This is a genomic window from Sulfitobacter sediminis (assembly GCF_040811725.1).
Lineage (GTDB): Bacteria > Pseudomonadota > Alphaproteobacteria > Rhodobacterales > Rhodobacteraceae > Sulfitobacter > Sulfitobacter sediminis.
In genome coordinates this window covers 170,107-187,077 of the sequence record NZ_JBFNXX010000006.1, presented here as the reverse complement: position 1 = coordinate 187,077, position 16,971 = coordinate 170,107, and the positions used below count along the sequence as shown (strand labels likewise).

Annotated in this window: 10 protein-coding genes; 3 read left to right on the top strand and 7 right to left on the bottom strand. The window is 57.8% G+C overall.

The genetic code is table 11. The features are described 5' to 3' along the window. Nucleotides 1-1,761, top strand: coding sequence for an adenylate/guanylate cyclase domain-containing protein (locus tag AB2B41_RS10320; RefSeq protein ID WP_367877703.1), 1,761 nt, complete (start codon nucleotides 1-3; stop codon nucleotides 1,759-1,761). A gap of 157 nt (nucleotides 1,762-1,918) precedes the next feature. On the opposite strand, the gene AB2B41_RS10315 is transcribed toward AB2B41_RS10320, so the two are convergent. Then, a protein-coding gene (locus AB2B41_RS10315; protein ID WP_367877702.1) for an IS5 family transposase occupies nucleotides 1,919-2,687 on the bottom strand; the annotation gives its coding sequence in 2 pieces (ribosomal slippage) (nucleotides 1,919-2,366 and nucleotides 2,365-2,687; 771 coding nt in all). Nucleotides 2,688-3,160: 473 nt separating this feature from the next. Between AB2B41_RS10315 and AB2B41_RS10310 the strand changes: the two genes are divergently transcribed. Next, nucleotides 3,161-4,087 (top strand): DMT family transporter, encoded by a 927-nt coding sequence (locus tag AB2B41_RS10310; protein WP_367877701.1) that lies wholly within the window; start codon nucleotides 3,161-3,163, stop codon nucleotides 4,085-4,087. A gap of 464 nt (nucleotides 4,088-4,551) precedes the next feature. On the opposite strand, the gene AB2B41_RS10305 is transcribed toward AB2B41_RS10310, so the two are convergent. The 6 genes from AB2B41_RS10305 to AB2B41_RS10280 form a co-directional block, all read right to left on the bottom strand. Further along, nucleotides 4,552-6,237: an adenylate/guanylate cyclase domain-containing protein gene (locus tag AB2B41_RS10305; protein ID WP_367877700.1), complete on the bottom strand. Its 1,686-nt coding sequence runs from the start codon at nucleotides 6,235-6,237 to the stop codon at nucleotides 4,552-4,554. A gap of 305 nt (nucleotides 6,238-6,542) precedes the next feature. After that, on the bottom strand, nucleotides 6,543-7,082 hold the full coding sequence (locus AB2B41_RS10300; RefSeq protein ID WP_367877699.1) for a GFA family protein: 540 nt from the start codon (nucleotides 7,080-7,082) through the stop codon (nucleotides 6,543-6,545). A gap of 222 nt (nucleotides 7,083-7,304) precedes the next feature. Further along, nucleotides 7,305-8,990, bottom strand: coding sequence for an adenylate/guanylate cyclase domain-containing protein (locus AB2B41_RS10295; RefSeq protein WP_367877698.1), 1,686 nt, complete (start codon nucleotides 8,988-8,990; stop codon nucleotides 7,305-7,307). A 292-nt stretch (nucleotides 8,991-9,282) separates the two neighbouring features. Next, the gene (locus tag AB2B41_RS10290; RefSeq protein ID WP_367877697.1) at nucleotides 9,283-10,497 is read right to left on the bottom strand and encodes a tyrosine-type recombinase/integrase; all 1,215 of its coding nucleotides are present in this window, start codon (nucleotides 10,495-10,497) and stop codon (nucleotides 9,283-9,285) included. A gap of 482 nt (nucleotides 10,498-10,979) precedes the next feature. Continuing rightward, on the bottom strand, nucleotides 10,980-13,157 hold the full coding sequence (locus AB2B41_RS10285; RefSeq protein WP_367877696.1) for a DUF4214 domain-containing protein: 2,178 nt from the start codon (nucleotides 13,155-13,157) through the stop codon (nucleotides 10,980-10,982). A gap of 198 nt (nucleotides 13,158-13,355) precedes the next feature. Beyond that, nucleotides 13,356-13,745 carry a DUF3307 domain-containing protein gene (locus tag AB2B41_RS10280; protein ID WP_367877695.1) on the bottom strand — a complete coding sequence of 130 codons (390 nt, stop codon included), beginning with the start codon at nucleotides 13,743-13,745 and terminating at the stop codon, nucleotides 13,356-13,358. 173 nt (nucleotides 13,746-13,918) lie between these two features. Between AB2B41_RS10280 and AB2B41_RS10275 the strand changes: the two genes are divergently transcribed. After that, complete coding sequence (locus AB2B41_RS10275) at nucleotides 13,919-16,870, top strand: ABC transporter transmembrane domain-containing protein (RefSeq protein WP_367877694.1); 2,952 nt, start codon at nucleotides 13,919-13,921, stop codon at nucleotides 16,868-16,870. Nucleotides 16,871-16,971 lie beyond the last annotated feature (101 nt).

The following is a 16,971-nucleotide window of genomic DNA, read 5'->3' as shown; positions in this document are numbered from 1 at the left end:
ATGGACGGACGGCCCCACAGACAACTTGCGGCGATCCTTGTCATTGACGTGGTTGGCTACTCGCGACTCATGGGATTGGACGAAGAGGGAACGCTGGAGGTACTGAAACGTCTGCGCAGAACGGTTATCTCACCGCAGGTTGCCGCCTATCGCGGGCGCGTGGTCAAGGTGATGGGCGATGGCGCGATCATGATTTTCGGCAGCATCATAGACGCGACCAACGCAGCGCTCGCCGTGCAGCAAGCAATGGAACGGTTTGCTCCCGGGCTGCCTGGCGTTGATTGCATCCGGCTGCGCGTCGGACTGAATCTGGGTGACGTCATCCGAGAAGGTACCGATATTTACGGTGACGGGGTCAACATCGCAGCGCGGCTGCAAGAGATATGCCCGCCCGGTGCTATCGTATTGAGTTCAGGCGCCCACGAGCAGGTTCAAGGCAAAATCTCAGAGCGTTTTGTCAATGCTGGTGCGCGCCAGCTTAAGAATATCGCCCAGCCTGTACGGGTCTATGTCTGGCCACCGGACGCGGCGGAGGCGGCGGGCGAAACCCTCGCAGCGCCTGATTTGCCGGATAAGCCATCGGTCGTGGTCCTGCCCTTCGACAACATGTCGGGCGACCCGGCTCAGGAATATTTTGCCGACGGGGTCGTTGAAGCTCTCACCGCCGCGCTGTCCCGTATCCGTTCCTTCTTCGTTATCGCCCGAAACTCGGCCTTTGCCTACAAGGGTGTGCCCAAGAACGTCGGTCAGATCGGACGGGAGCTCGGCGTTGCCTATCTGCTGGAAGGCTCTGTGCAGCGCGCGCCAGGTCGGCTGCGCATAACAGTTCAGTTGATCGAGACGGCGACGGGCAACCACCTTTGGGCAGAACGCTACGATGGTACGGAAGACGAAGTTTTCGAACTTCAGGACCGCATCACGGAACAAGTCGCCGGGGCGATCCTTCCGTCGATCCAGAGAGCCGAGATTGCGCGCGTAATCCGTAAACCGCCCGAAAGCCTCGGCGCCTATGACTTCACGCTCCGGGCCATGCAACATGTCTGGATGTTGGACAAGAACCGCTCTGCGACAGCTCTGGATCTGCTGAACAAAGCGCTGGATATCGACCCCGATTATCCCTTGGCGCTGGCCCTAGCAGCGTGGTGTTGGGCTCAACACTCGGTCTACAACTGGATCGAAGATATTGAGAGTGCCAAGACCAAGGCCCTGCAATACGCGGAAAGGGCCGCCAGCCTTTCATCCGAGGACCCCCTGATCCTCGCCGTTCTCGGCACTGTCCAAACGTTTGCGAGGAATTTCGGCGTGGCGCGGGTATTGTTGCAACGCGCGATCACGTTGGACGAGAACTCGGCCTGGACGCACTCGCGCCTCGGCTGGCTGGAGGTCTATTCAGATCGTCCAACCGCTGCCATCCCTCATTTCGAACACGCCATCCGGCTCAGCCCCGTCGACCCGATGAACTTCAACAACTATGTCGGGATCGCCAGTGCGTACCAGGTCGCGGAGAACTACGCAGAGTCGGCTGAGTATTTCGAACGGGCCATCATCGAAAACCCCACGGCCTATTGGATTCACCGGAATCTGGCGCCGGTGCTATTGGCGGCCGGCAGGAAAACTGACGCGAAAAAATCGGCCGAGATCCTTTTCGCGGAGTTTCCGGACCTGACCGTCGAGCGTTTCAAGAAGGCGATGGTTTTCTCGGCAGGGGCGCTGGAAAGGCTATCGGTATTTCTCCGACAGCTTGGTGTGCCCGAAAGATGATTTGAGTGCATGTGACCTAATGCCAGCCCGTTCGTGCTCCACAGGTGGTTTATCAAGGTGCCATGAGCACATTATGCGCTTATATCTACTCGTGATCTTGCTCTCGTCGTGAGATAGGCCGCAGCTGGCCTGTCCTTACTGGCGTACCTAGATCTCACTAGGCAGCCGACTCATAAAACTCGATCCAGAGCCTGACCGATGCCAGTTTGATCATCGACAGGAAATTGCGTGACGTCTTCTCGTATCGGGTTGCGATACGGCGGAACGAGGCTTTCAGCCTGCCAAAGAAACGCTCGATTTTGTTGCGTTCCCGGTAGATTTCAGCATCAAATTCGGCGGGCAGTTTGCGGTTGGCCTTGGGAGGGATCACGTCGATAGCGCCCTGTTCCCAGATCAAGTCTCTGATCCAGCCTGCGTCATATGCTTTGTCCGCGAGCACATGTTGGCCCGGCTGCAAATTGTCCAGTAATGTCTTGCACGGCGGCGCGTCATGGGCTTGGCCGGGCGTTAATTCATATCGGATCGGCAGCCCATCCTGATTGGTAAGTGCATGTATTTTCGTCCCTAATCCGCCCCGTGAGCGACCTAAACAGCGGCGCGGGTCTTTTTTTGAGAGTCGTGGCGGAATGATGCGCGCGCACGCTGGTCCCGTCGACCATCACTGTGTCCACGTTATGCGCGTCGGCGATGGCGTCCATGATCCGGTCCCAGTGGCCCGCATAGCTCCACCGGTTGAAGCGGTTGTAGACCGTTGTCGGCGGGCCGTATTCGCTGGGCAGGTCAGCCCACGGTATGCCGGTGCGCAGGACGTAGAAAATGCCGTTGATCACGCGGCGGTCATCAACACGCTTCTTGCCACTCGTTTTGTTAGGCAAGACAGCTTTGATGAACTCCCATTCCAGATCGCTCTTGTCTGATCGTGCCATTTGTCTTCTCCCGCCCAATGTTTGCTCGAGATTGAATCACAAATCTGCACGATTAAACAAGAATTAATGGGTGTGCTGCCTAGTCAGTTTTGGGCTCTCCTGAGACATCCGAGCAAAATGGTCGCATGACCGGTAACTCATCGTATCCAGTCAATCATGACAGGCTCGCGCCGCGGCAACGTCCTTTTTGCGCTGCAACGACTGCTTTTACCAACGTCGGCCATTCGCTGCGAGTGCGTTCGACGTCTCAGATGCGGGACTTTTCGGTCGTTCGGTCTTTCTCCCATTCCAGACGTGAACGGCCCAGACCGGCCATTGACAGTTGCCAGGTGTCGTTGCGCTACGGTCCGTCGAACCTGCCATTCGCTGCAAGCGCGAAATCCGGGCGAGGCCAAATTTACAGATTGCGGGACGAAATCGCCGTTCGCCAAATATCTGGAGACACTACGTCAATCGCATGGTAGCTCCAATGTATGACGACGACCTCGATACAAGCTCGGCCAACTATCCCTTATGCCGTCGCAGTTCTTGGGGTTCTTTTCGCATCAATCTGTTTTGGACTGGTGCCTTATTTCAGCCGTGGGCTGACTGAGCAGGGCGTCGCGCCTTATGCAGTCGCATTCTATCGCTACATTGTTGCGGCAATTACGCTGCTTCCAGTTCTCGTCATCCACCGAAATGCGTGGCGAGAGATAACCTGGGGTGTATCCGCCGGAGCGGTGATGGGACTGGGATGGATTGGATACGTGACGGCGTTGGAGAAATTGCCTGCGTCGACTGTGGGGGTACTTTACATGACCTACCCCGTGTTCACTCTCGTAATAGCATGGGCCTTGTTTGCCGATGCCCCAACACGGCGCGCTTTGTTCGCCTCCGGTCTTATCGTGCTGGCGGCAATCATTGCGGGATCTCCAGCCTCTGTACCCATTGAGTACGTAACTATGTTGCTGATCTCCCTCCTGGCCCCATTCGGGTTTGGTTTCGGAATTTGTGTACTGGTGTACAGGCTGTCCCGGATCGCACCCCTCGCGCGCATAGCTTCGGTTTCACTTGGGTCTATCCTTGGTCTTGCGCCACTTGTTCTGAGATCCGAAGTAGCGGATTTGCTCCCGCGCGAGCGGTCCGACTGGCTGTTGATTGTTGGAATTGGGCTTGTCACAGCGCTTGTCCCGCAGCTCATATACACAGTTTGCTCGCCAGTGATTGGCGCGTCCCAAACTGCGGTGGTCGGTAGCATTGAATTGCCCACTATGTTTGCTGTCGGTTATCTTGCTTTTGGCGAAGCGGTCACCACGACCCAGGCTATCGCCTGTGCCTTGGTATTGGGCGCGATCGCCCTCACAAGAAGCCGAAAAACGCGTACCGTTTCGACCGTGCTCACCAAGAGTTCGAAACGGTAACTCTGGGCTCCTCGAAGACATCTGAGACTTCTTGTCAGATGACCGGTTTGGCGGGGCTTGCGGCCTTTTCTAGACCTGCTGCATCGGCGATGTTGTCGCGCTTCAGTTGAAACGAAAGAACCATACAGCCCGTTCGCGCCGCACCGCATGTCTTTGATAGGGGCGTTTCCTCCCAAAGAGGGGGTGCCCCCGGCTGGGGTCGGCGTTGGTGGCGTTGATGAACGCGGCCCTATGCCTCAAGGCCTATGGGAAGCGCTGAGACCACCCGCTCAGCTCCATACGCACCCCTAAGCAGCATGAACGTTGCCGAGACACATGAAGCCTACGTGGCGGACCAGCGGCAGAGCCACGTTCAAGTCAGTTTCGCCGGAGGCGGCGAAGACACCTGCGCTGCCTGCGGACTTAAGCCCTAGTTTCCCATCTCTGGGACGCAGGTGGTAACTTGGTTCTAAATTGTACCTTTGTCACTCTGGCAAACCAGCCATTTTGAGGCCTTCGAAGTAGAGCCGGGTTCCCGGAGTGTCTTGGTAACCGCTGCGCGCTCGAACGCCGGATATTGTATCTTCTGGCATCTGCTTGAGCACCTCGGCAATAGCAGCTAGAGCTTTGTCCCTTTCTCCAAGTTGTGCGTATGCCGCGGCGGTTACGCGATACAGGGTAATGTAGCCCGCGCTCACTGCCAGCCCCTCATTGCACACCTCAATTGCTTTCTTGAATTGACCCGATTGGATGTAGGCTATCCCAAGACCTCCGAGGACGGCTAACCGCCACGGAGAGTGCCGCCCTAGCTTTAGAGCTCTGTGCAAACAATCCAAAGCTGGTTCCGGCAGACCAAGAAAGACAAACTCCCAGCCGCAGAAGCAAAGATTCACATAGTCCCAAGATGCCGCGCGAAGAAGCTTTTCAAGAACTCTGCGCTGTTCATGCGGTTCGGTTGTACCGTCGAATCTTGGACCGGCAATCCGATTGAGTTCGAAGCGTGGCTCTACATCAAACAGTCTTTGCGAGGCTTGGGACCATTCCTTTGCATGCCCCTCGTAGCGTGCGCACAAGCCTGAATACCCAGCGGATTGGCTGCAGCCATAGGCTATCAATCCCAGCATTAAGGCATCTGGTCTATCACGTTCAATTTTCAACGCCGCGACAACGTAAGAAAGGGACTTCTCTAAGCTCTGCGGGTCCAAAAGTTCAAGTGCCAGAGCTGCTTGAAGCGTACGATCTGACGCAGTCAGTTCAGCCTCAGAGGTAGAGGAGAGCCGAGACTGCTCCGCGTCAAAGATCGTACGCAAAACCTGCCCAGACAGCTCTTCTGAGACTGAATCTTGCCAGTCAAAAATGTCTGTCAGGCTGCCGTCGAATTTGGTTTTCAACCAAACCTTGTTAGCCGCGTCTGTAAGTTGCACGTCGAGCCGCAACCGATCGCCTGAGCTTCGCAGAGATAGCTGGAGAAGATATTCTGCATCCCCTTTCGACTGCGAGACAATCGCCGACATCCAAATCGTTGCGTCAAGGTACGTAGTTACATCCCCGGTAATCGCATGCGCCAGTTCTTGAACTTCGTAACGGTCGTCGGTGGTTGCGACCGGCGCAACTGTAATCTTGAGACCATCCGACTTGGTGCGTGAGGCTATTATCGACCTTTGTGTTTCGCCTCTGACCCAGACATGCACAGGGCGCTCGATGTTCTTCAGTTCCCATGCGCCACCGTCGTCGAAAGACGGCCGGAGCGTACCGTCAAGGCTTCCGTAGACTGCTTCTGACACGGTTACTGATCCGGGTGCTGCCGCCTGCTCTAGTCTCGCCGCAACGTTCACACCGTCTCCGAAAACATCGTTCTCCTCCTCCACCACATCGCCCAAATGCACCCCAACGCGCATTCTGATTTCAGGCTCATCTGGATGTCCGCCTTCCGCCAAGCGATCCTGCACACGCATGGCGCTGGAAACAGCGTCAACGGCAGATGAGAAGAGAACGATCCAACCGTCGCCCATGCTTTTGACAATCCGGCCATGATGCGAGGCAATGTTCGGCCCGAAAACCTCGGCGCGGAGCCGCCTCAAGGCCCGTAACATTGCCTCAGAGTCTTCTCCCATCAGACGGGAGTAGTCGCATATGTCAGCCGCCAAAACCGCGGCCAGTTGGCGCTTCATCAGATGCTTCCCCGCTCTAGTAGCCAGCATCGGCTGCCTGAAAGTATGGAGGCTAGCATAAGGCAGGTAAAGTTATGGGGTCTGCGGGAGCCGACGCCGATCAAGAGCGCGACCGCAGCTCACAACCCTTGGATGTGTTTCCTTGTTGGTGGAACTTCAAAAACGGTGGTTTCCGGCTCAATCAGAGCACGCAATCTATAGGCGAGCAAGGTTGTTCTTCGTCCGGTAACCCTGTTCGCTTCGCTTCCTCCTTCTAACAGAAATAGCCGCACCAGCATTGAGCGCTATTCGGCCGCCGGACATAGTTACCGCTGAGGCTTCTCAATACCCGCCGCAGCAAACAAAGCGTCCAAGCGCTCAAGGCTATCAGGTGACCAAGTTGTATTGACGTCATAGAATTGTTCCGCTGCCTTATCCATGGGCGGAAGGATTACCCAGTTCTGCTTTGTCGACGTGAAGATGTGTACGTCTGGTGGCATCAGGTTCGGGTCATCCAACGACCCAACGCGTATGAATCTAACGCGATCTTTCAGGCCTCCCATGTGATAATTACTCCAGACTGCCACCCGACAATTCGGGCAGCGAGCAATAGTCTGCCCCTTCTTGCTGGGAGACGGAACAGTGATTTCTTCGACTGCTCCAGAAGTGAGTTCCACGCGATCCGCTTCTATCAATGCATTTACAGCAAATGCACTTCCGCTTTGACGCTGACACCAACTGCAATGGCAGCAATGGACGATCATCGGTTCGGAACTTACCCGATAACGTACGTGGCCACAGGTGCAGCCGCCTTCACAGTTTTCGAATTTTTCCACTGAAGCCGACTTCACAAATATCATTTCCATGTATTCTCACCCTCGGCGGTCAAGGACAGTATGTCCACTGCAATTCGTTGAACTCCCATTTACCGCTCAGGGTTAGAGGCTGATCATATCGCAGCTCGTCAACACAACCTATGCATGTTCCGTCCAGAAGGTGGCGTCTCAAAAACGGTGGTTTCTGTTATATTCTTGCTTTGCAATCAGAGCGTGATCACAGGAAGAGAGTACGGCTCAAGCAGCAGAATGTCACTCTGGCAAACCGGCCATCCTGAGGCCATCGAAATATAGTCGAGTGGCGGGGTTTTCTTGGTACCCGCTACGTGTTCGGACAGCGGATATTGTATCTTCTGGCATCTGCTTCAGGACTTCAGCGATCGCAGCTTGAGCTTTCTCCATTTCTCCAAGCTGCGCGTAAGCGGCGGCGGCCTGCCGATACAAAGCAGAATAACGTGTGCTCAATGCCAACCCCTCATTGCAGACTTCAATCGCCTTTCTAAATTGACCGAGTTGGAGATGCGCCTGCCCGAGACCGCCAAGTATGATTAGTCGCCAAGGCGTATGTTGTCCGAGCTTCAATGCTCGGCGCAAACAATCCATCGCAGGCTCTGGCAAACCAAGAAAGAGGAAACCCCATCCGCAAAAGGTAAGTGTTACATAATCCAACGAAGACATTCGAAGCACTGTCTCTATCACCCTACGATATTCAAGAGCGCTCACGCTGCCTTCCAAACGAGCGGCAAATGCAACCGGTATTTGCAATGAGGGGTATTGGACGCTCTGTTTTTCCGCGGCCTTCAACCATTCGATAGCGTGCTTTCTGTACCGATAGCATAAATCCGAATACCCGACGGATGCGCAGGACTGGAACGCGATCAGCCCCATGCTGATTGCATCTGCTCTGTCAGGTTCAATTTCCAAAGCGCTTGCAGTGTGAGCGAGAGTTCTCTCTAAGCTCTGCGGGTCACAGAGCTCTAAAGCCATAGCTGATTGAAGTGCATGATCTGCGGCAGTCAGTTCGGAATCAGCGATAGCGTCTAGCCGAGACTGCTCCGCGTCAAAAATCGTCCGCAGTACCTGCCCCGACAGCTCTTCCGAAACCGTATCTTGCCAGTCAAAGATATCTGTCAGGGTGCCATCAAATTTGGTTTTGAGCCAAACCTTGTCGCCTGCGCCGATAAGCTGCACGTCTAGCCGCAACCGATCGCCGGAGCTTCGCAGGAATGACTGTAGAAGATATTTCGCATCCCCTTCCGACTGCGAGACAACCGCCGACATCCACATCGTTGCGTCAAGGTACGTGGTTACATCCCCTGTTATCGCATGTGCCAGTTCTTGAACCTCGTGTCGATCATCGGCGGTTGCGACCGGGGCAACTGCAATCTTAAGGCCATCGGAATTCGTGCGCGAGGCTGTTGTGGCCTTTGGTATTTCGCCTCTGACCCAGACATGCACAGGGCGCTCGATGTTCTTCAGTTCCCACGTGCCGCCATCGTCGAAAGAGGGCCGGAGCGTGCCGTCGAGACTTCCATAGACTGCTTCTGACACGGCCACCGATCCGGGTGCTGCTGCTTGCTCTAGTCTCGCAGCGACGTTCACCCCGTCTCCGAAAACGTCGTCCTCTTCCTCCACAACATCGCCAAGATGCACCCCTACGCGCATTCTGATTTCAGGCTCATCTGGATGTCCGCCTTCCGCCAAGCGATCCTGCACACGCATGGCGCTGGAAACAGCGTCAACGGCAGATGAGAAGAGAACGATCCAACCGTCGCCCATGCTTTTGACAATCCGGCCATGATGCGAAGCAATGTTTGGCCCGAAAACCTCAGCCCGGAGCCGCCTCAAGGCTCGTAGCATTGCCTCGGAGTCTTCTCCCATCAGGCGGGAGTAATCGCATATGTCGGCCGCCAGAACGGCGGCCAGTTGGCGCTTCATCCGATGCTTCCTCGCCCCAGTAGCTAGCAACAACTGCATGAAAGTATGGAGATAAGGGTGCCGCAGGTAAAGTTTGAGGTTCCAAAGACCAGATGCCGATCAATAGCGCGACTGTGGCTCTTCTGCCTTCAGATGTGCCCGTCTAGCTTCGCCTGAGGTGGCGAAGACACCTGCACAGCTTGAAGGCGTCAAAGCAGGTTTCCGACTTCTCTATGGTTCGAAGGATAACAGATAGACCTTCTTGAGACAGGGCTAAGGGAACTGGCTCCAGCTCGTACAGCAAATGTAGCGGCTAGGCGTCGCCAACCAAAGCGGTCACAAATTCAGCCCATTTTTCGAGCGCCTCACGTTTCTCATCCGCGAAGTCGTGACGCTGGTAAACCGCCACGATCCCGCCACCTGTCCCGCTAACATGGTTGAGGACGGCTTCGGTCACGCGAACTGGAATACCTAGCCGGGCCATACCTGTGGCTGCCGTCCTCCGTAGATCGTGGAACGTCCAGTGCGGTATCTCGATCGATTCACCGACTTCTTCGAACGCAACCTCTTCCATTTGTCTCGCGAGGTGGTTCCGGGCTTTGCTTAACCCACTGACTGGCTTGTTGCCGGTGGTCGTGTGCAGGTATCCGCGAGCGCCGCATATGCGCAGTACTCCGTCTAGGACGTCTCTTGAAGGTCCTGATAGAGGTACTTCATGCGCTCTGCCGTTCTTTGTCCTCTCAGCCGATAGGCGCCATATGTCGCCAGCGATTTCCGCTTCGGTCATATCGATAACCTCAGATCGACGCTGACCGGTCAGCAGCATCAATTTGGCAGGCGCTTCCCATGGCGGGCCGACCCTTTCACACGAGGCCCAAAACCACCTAATCTCGTCGTCTGTCAGGACGCGATCGCGCGCCCTCTCTTTTGTTGGCGCCCTTACTCCGATCATTGGCGAATGATCGATGATCCCGCGCTCCGTACACCAATTAAAGAACTTAGAAAGGTAAGACCTGACCCTGTTGGCTGTTGTCTTGCGGCCAGAGTCGACAATGCTATCCAGCAGGTCGATTATGTCTCCCTTAGTGATGGAATGTATTTCTCGGGGCTCCCAAGCCTCAACAACGAAACGATCGAGCATTCGTCGGGTCTCATCGCCTCTTCTGAGATTAGATAGATGTCGCCGATCGAACTGCTCGACCAAGCTTCCAATAGTGCTGCGTTCAGTTTCTTGCGCCTTGCTTGCCTTGAGCCGCTTCTTCTCTGCGGCAGGGTCTCTTCCATACTCAACGGCTTGTAAGACCTCTGACGCGTTCAAGCGGGCGTCTGAGAGCGAAAGAGCGGGGTGCCTGCCTAGTGTCAATTTTCGCGGCTGGCCCGCATGTCGATAACGCACAGCCCATGATTTCGCTCCGCTTGGCTGAACCACGAGATACAGGCCCGTTAGGCCGGGATCAGGTACCTCCAAGCGTTTGGAAGGGTCAGGCTTCAGGTTTTCAATAGATTTGACTGTGAAGGCGCGCGCCACGTTCAAAGAACCCCTCAGGGTAACAATAGGGTAACGGTTTTAGGTGTTAGGGATCGTTACCACAAGATACTAACATTGGCTATCAACGTCCATAAATATCTGAAAAATATGGATCGATTATCCTGCTGGTGTTAGGTTGTGTGAGTAATTGATTGCAACTTACTTTTGACTTTTAATCAGTGGGTCTCAGGTTCGAATCCTGCACGGCTCACCACTGTGATACTCCCGACACTACTGACCGGTCGCCGACCATATCTTTGGCGTGGCAAATGCCATTCTGCAGAGAGAGCCTGAAGGGTCCGTCTTTGAAGGCCGTGGTTTCGGGATGTCCGGGTTTTTCTGCAAAATAGCATGAAGATGGCCGGCGGCGCGACTGGTTGCGAGCGCTATGGCTACTTCAGCGCTTGTCACTGCCTACACGAACAGGCGCGTCAACGCGCCTGCCCGCTTGCTGTTTTCAGTTGTGGATCGTGTAACCGTGATCAGGCGTACCAGATGCCGTCGCCGATCGCGCCTGCGACATTGGCCTGGTTTTCCTCGCTCTCGGAGAAATAGACCAGCATCTCGGCGCGGGACAGGTCGTTCTCCTGCTGCTCGCGCCAGAAGGCAAAGCCTGCCGCGTCGGGGTTCCGGTCTAGCACGTTCTGATAGAGCAGCGTCAGGAAGGCCTCGTCGCTCAGGGCATCGTTGCGCCCGTAAGCCTGTTCGAATTCCGCCGAGCTGAGGAAAAGGGTCGCGACCTCGACAAGCGACATGTCTCCCTCGTCCAGCTGGTCGATCCAGAACTCGAGGCCCGGCTGATCCGGCCTCCGGTCGAAGCTGGCCTGGTAGAGGCGGTAAGCCTGTCCCGAGTTGCCCTGCGTGTCGAGCGCCAGCGCCCCGTCGCTCAGATCGATCCGTTCGACGTTGGCCAGCGTCACTTCCTGAGCGTAGCCGGGCGCGGTCATCACCGGTTTGCCGAAACCGTCGATCTTGAAGGTCAGGTCTTCTTTCAGGGCATCCACGAAAACCGTGTCCAGCCCCTCGCCACTGTCGATATAGACGACGCCCTTGTCGAGCAGGATCAGATCGTCGTTCTCGGTGCCGAGAATGTAATGCTTGCCGCCGCTGGTCAGCGGTGCGCCGTCGCCACCACCATTGCCGCCATCATCACCCTTTGGTTTGTCCCCGCCATCATCCTTCGGCTTGTCACCATCGTCCTTGGGCGTGTCGTCGTCCGGCACAGGGGCGTCACCGCCATCATCCACGGGCGGACGATAATCCGCATCCAGTTCGACGCGCAGCTGAACCACCTCGAAGGGGTTGAGCGTCAGGTCGATCTGACTGGCGTCGCGGAACAGATCGTCTGTCAGGATCACGTCTGCATCATCTTCGTTGTAGAAGTAGGGTTGACCGCCGATCGTAACACGCGATGCCGCATCGCCCGAACTGCCCTGCACCCCGTCGGTCGAGGCGAGATCGAGCGACATCTTGACCGATACGATACGGCCCGCGTCTGACAGCGCGGAGCCGAGGTCGAGCGTGAATTCGGTGGGTTCCAGTGTGCGCGACGAAATGAAGAACACCACCTCGCCCCGTGCCTGGTATGCCGAGACCTCGATGCCGTCGGGGGCATTGTCGAAGCGGGTCTCGATCAGTTCGGCACCTGACAGCGTCTCCGACATCAGGTCGAACACCGCACCGGCGGCGGAATTCACGAGCCGCCCCTGTGCGTCGAGCATCGCGCCGCCGTCGCTGTCGAGCGTCAGGGCGGAGGGAGACGGGGAATCGAGCGATGAGACATGGGCGCTGTCCGCCCCGATGGCGACCATGTTCTCAAGCTGCTTGATCAGGCTGGAGCCAGCGACCAGACCGTGCTGCGGTATGGCGAACTGGCTTACTTTCCAGTCGGTGATATGCAGATCGAGATCCTTGTTCAACGCATCGGACCAAAGCTCGAAATTGCGTGCGACCGTGTCGAGGGCCGGATCGGTACCGAAAAGCTGGGCACCTGTGCCGGTCGAGAAATACTTGCCCGTGACCCCGTCGATGGCCGCCATGGCCTCATCGCTCAATTGCGCGATGGCCCGTTCGTCGGCCATCTGGACCAGGATATCGGGCTGGATTTCCGGCGCATAGCCGGCGGCGCGCATTCCGCTTTGAACTGCCTCGGCGGCCATGGAGGCCCTCGCGCCATAGGCCGCGTCGCCCGACCGGTCGAAAGTGCTGCCGATCTGGAAGGCGCTGATCACCGTACCGTATTCCCGCATGACCGCCTGCACAAAGGCCTCGATCTCGATTGCGAATTCGTCGTACTCCACCGTTTCGAGATTATTGGTCGGGATGATCAGCGTCGCTGTCACTGGCTGGCCGCCGCGCTGGCTTGCGGCGCACCATTCGAGGAAATTGACCAGATCGGCCCGCAGGTTGCCGCCGGGCATATCGACAATATTGATCGAATTCACCCCATCGACAGGCAGGCCGCCGTTCTCGTTGAAACGCAGGGGGTTCAGATCGGCCTCGTCCCCGCCGAAGCGGACATTCTGGACGCCAAGCGCATCGGTGGCGCTGCCGAACGCTGCTGTTGGCAAACCGGCCTCGGTCGCCGAGAAACGGACATTCGCCCCGAAGATGTCGGGAGAGACGAAGAGCCCGGTCGCTTGCAGAACGGAAAGCGTCATGGTGGGCATGGATTGAGTACCTCGATACGCGGGCAATGACTATGGAAGCGACACCAGGGCAGCGGGGCCGCCGATGTCACCGGATTGGCCGGACCATTCACCTAAATCATTGAAATTCAGTGAAATATCAAAATTTGACGAAAATTCGCATTACTATTGGCTTGTAATGGGGCAAAGCCGCACCCCTGTGGCCAGCCCTCAGAGCGTGTAGAATGCCCAGGCCCAGACCATCGCCACATAGGTGAGCTGGTGCAGGAACTGATCGAAGCCGAAGGCGCGCCAATAGCCCGCATCCGTCGGGCTGTGCTGGCAGCGCGCTGCGTGGCGGCCCTTGGCCCAGTCGATGTGGTAATGCAGGACTGTCTCGGCCAGGCAAATCACCAGCGAAAAGACCAGCGGCGCCCCCAGGACGACAAACACCCCGAAAGAAAACGCGCCATGGATCGCCGCATGCTGTGCCCGGCCCACATGGACGTACTCGTCACGGCCCGAAAGCATGCGCTGGGTCTGAAATAAGAAGTCGGCGAAAAGGTGTTTGACCAGCAGCAGCGCGATCAGGACAAGGGCTGTCTGAAGGGCTGCGGTCACGGTCACTCTCCTTTCGGTGGAGACTAGACCATCGCCCGTGCCAAGCAAACCATTTGATTTCGAAGCATGGGAATTGCTAAGCCTGAGGGGCATCATTTCATCCTCTGCATTGGATACCCCTCATAGAACGCTCGCTTTTCTCCTTCATCTGGAAATACTCCAAGCGCGATCAGTTGATCCTTCTGGCCGTCACGCTGACGCTTTTTCCGCTCCTTTACCTCACGCTTGAACTGCCCAAGCGCATCATCAACGATGCGATCGGGGCCAGCTCGGACACGGTGTCGGTTTTCGGATTCGAACTGAGCCAGATCGGGTTCCTGATGCTACTCTGCGGGCTTTTCCTGCTTTCGGTGCTGGCCCACGGCATGATGAAGATGCGCATAAACACCATGAAGGGCGTACTGGCCGAACGGCTTTTGCGGCGGCTACGCTACACGCTGATCGCGCGCATCCTGCGTTTCCCGGCCCCATATTTCGAGCGCACCAGCCAGGGCGAGCTGGTCAGCATGGTCACCTCGGAATCCGAGCCCATGGGCGGGCTGATGGGCGATGCGGTCGCCCAACCGGTGCTGCAGGCCGGGCAGATGCTGACGATACTCGGCTTTCTGTTCCTGCAAAGCGTGGCCTTCGGCCTTGCAGCCTGTGCGCTCATTCCGCTGCAGGCCTGGCTGATCCCCAAGCTGCAGCGCCAGATCAACCTGCTGAACAAGAAGCGGGTGATCGAGATCCGCGCGCTGGCCGCCGAGATCGGAGAGGGTGCGGCAGGGGCCAGCACGCTGCGCACCAACGGCGGCTGGCGCTACCGCATGGCGCTGGTATCCGACAGGCTGGGCAAGCTTTTTGCGATCCGGTTCGAGATTTTCCAGAAGAAGTTCTTCATGAAGTTTCTCAACAACTTCATCGGCCAGCTGACGCCGTTCTTCTTTTACTCCATCGGCGGTTATCTCACGATCACGGGCCAGGTGACGGTGGGCGCACTGGTTGCGGCGCTTGCGGCCTACAAGGACCTGTCGAGCCCGTGGAAAGAGCTTCTGGCCTATTACAACCAGGCCGCTGATATGTCCCTGCGGTGGGAAACGATCACCGAGCGTTTCGCGCCAAGCGGCATGGTCGACCGCGACCTGTTCGAGACCGATCCGGGCGAGATACCCCCGCTGGACGGAGATGTGGTGCTTGAGAACATCAGCGTTTTGGATGCCGACGGAAACATGGTGCTGGAGGACATCAACGTCACCTTCGCGCCCGCGACCTGCGTGGCCATCGCAGCGCCTAGCGACGAGGACCGCCGCGCGCTCTCCGAGGTTCTGTTGCGCGAGCTGATCCCGGCTTCGGGCAGTGTCAGCATCGCGGGGAAGGCACTGTCGGGGCTGCACCAGGGGGTGATCGCCAAGCGGATCGGGTATGCGTCCTCCCGCCCGGTGATGTTCCTTGGCAGCTACGGCGACAACGTCTCGTTGCCGCTGAAGCTTCAGCCCGAAGAGGGGGATGACCCGTCCGGTGCCGTTCAGGAAAGCGCAAAGGCGGGCAACAGCACGGACCTGCCGCATGTCCGCTGGATCGACCCGGAGTTCGCCGATGCCAGCAGCGAAGCGGCGCTGCGTGCCTGGTGGGTCGCGCTGATCAAGGGCATGGAGATCGATCGCGCGCTCTTTGCGCGCGGGATCGATCAGCGTTTCGACGCCGACAGCCACGGCGATCTGGCTCTGGCGCTGGTGTCCCTGCGGGACACCATCACGCAGAAAGTGCGCGAGGACGGACTCTCCGAACATGTCCATTCCTTTGACGAGACGCGCTACAACCCGGCGCTGCCGGTGGCCGAGAACCTGATCTTTGCCACCCCGCGGACCAAGGTTACGGCGGCACTGATCGAGGAACAGACCGCCTTCATGGCGCTTTTGCAGGAACTCGGTCTGGAAGACGACCTCTTGCAGCTCGCCACGGACATGGTGGACCTGCTGCGCAAGATCTTCGGCGTCGATGGCACAGATCATCCGCTGTTCCGCAAGCTTGGGATCGACCCCGATACCTTCGAGGCGGCCATGGACCTGCGTGACAAACAGCGCGACGGCGCGCCGCTTAACGCCTCGGACAAGGCGAGCCTTCTGGCGGTGACCTTCGCGATTTCCGCCGAACGGCTCGGGGCGGATTTCCCGCAGGACATCATCGAGCGCGTGCTCGAGATCAGGGTCGCACACCGCGAGGCGCTTCAAGCGTCCCTCTCCGAAGTCTTCAGTCCGATCTCGGCCGACGCGCCGGTCGCCGGGCTCACGGTTCTGGAGAACGCGCTTTTCGGGAAGATTGCCGAGACGGCGGGCAAGAACGCCGATGCCCTGCGCCAGATCGTGGTCGATGCGCTTTACGAGGCGAACCTCGATGGGCTGGTGCTCGACCTGATTTTCGACATGCAGCTCAGCCTTGGGGGCACCAACCTGCCGACGCTGCTGACCGAGACGCTGGCCATCAGCCGCGCGACGATCAAGCGGCCGCAGGTGCTGATCCTCGACAACGTGTTGATGAGCTATGACGATGCGGCCCGGCACAGCCTGCATGACAAGTTGCGCGCCCTGCTGCCCCGCGCGACGATCATCTGCCTCGAACCCAGTTTTCCAGAGGATGCCCGGTTCGACGCGCAATTCGTGCTTTCACAGGGGAGGATGTCCAGCGTGGCCGCCGAAATTTCCGCCGATGAGGATGGCACCGTCAGCGCCGATCTTGCGCGCAAGCTGCGCGCGCTGGAACAGACAGAGCTTTTTTCGGGGCTGGAACGCAAGCAATTGCGCCTGCTGGCCTTCGGCGCGCGCTGGTATCAGGCGAAGGCAGGCGAGTACGTCTTTCACAAGGACGACGATCCGACGACGGGTGCGTTCCTTGTCGTCGAGGGCGAGGCCGATCTGCTCTTGCCGCAGAAGGAGGGCGACGATGTGCTGATCACCACCTCGGGCCCCGGCAAGCTGGTCGGTGAGCTGGGCGTGATCCGCAACGTGCCGCGCGCGCTCGACATGCGGGCCAAGACAGACCTGGCCTGCCTGCGCATCGGCGCGGAGGAATTTCTGGACGTGGTGGGCAGCGACGCGCGGACGGCCTACAAGCTGTTGCAGGTGGTCGCGGGCTACGTGTCAAGCTGAGGAAATGGTCCGCGCTTGCGCCTGTCCCCGCGGGGACAGGCTCATAATACCCTGTGGAATCAGCGGCGAAGGCCTCCGTAAACCCTTAAGTAACGAATTCC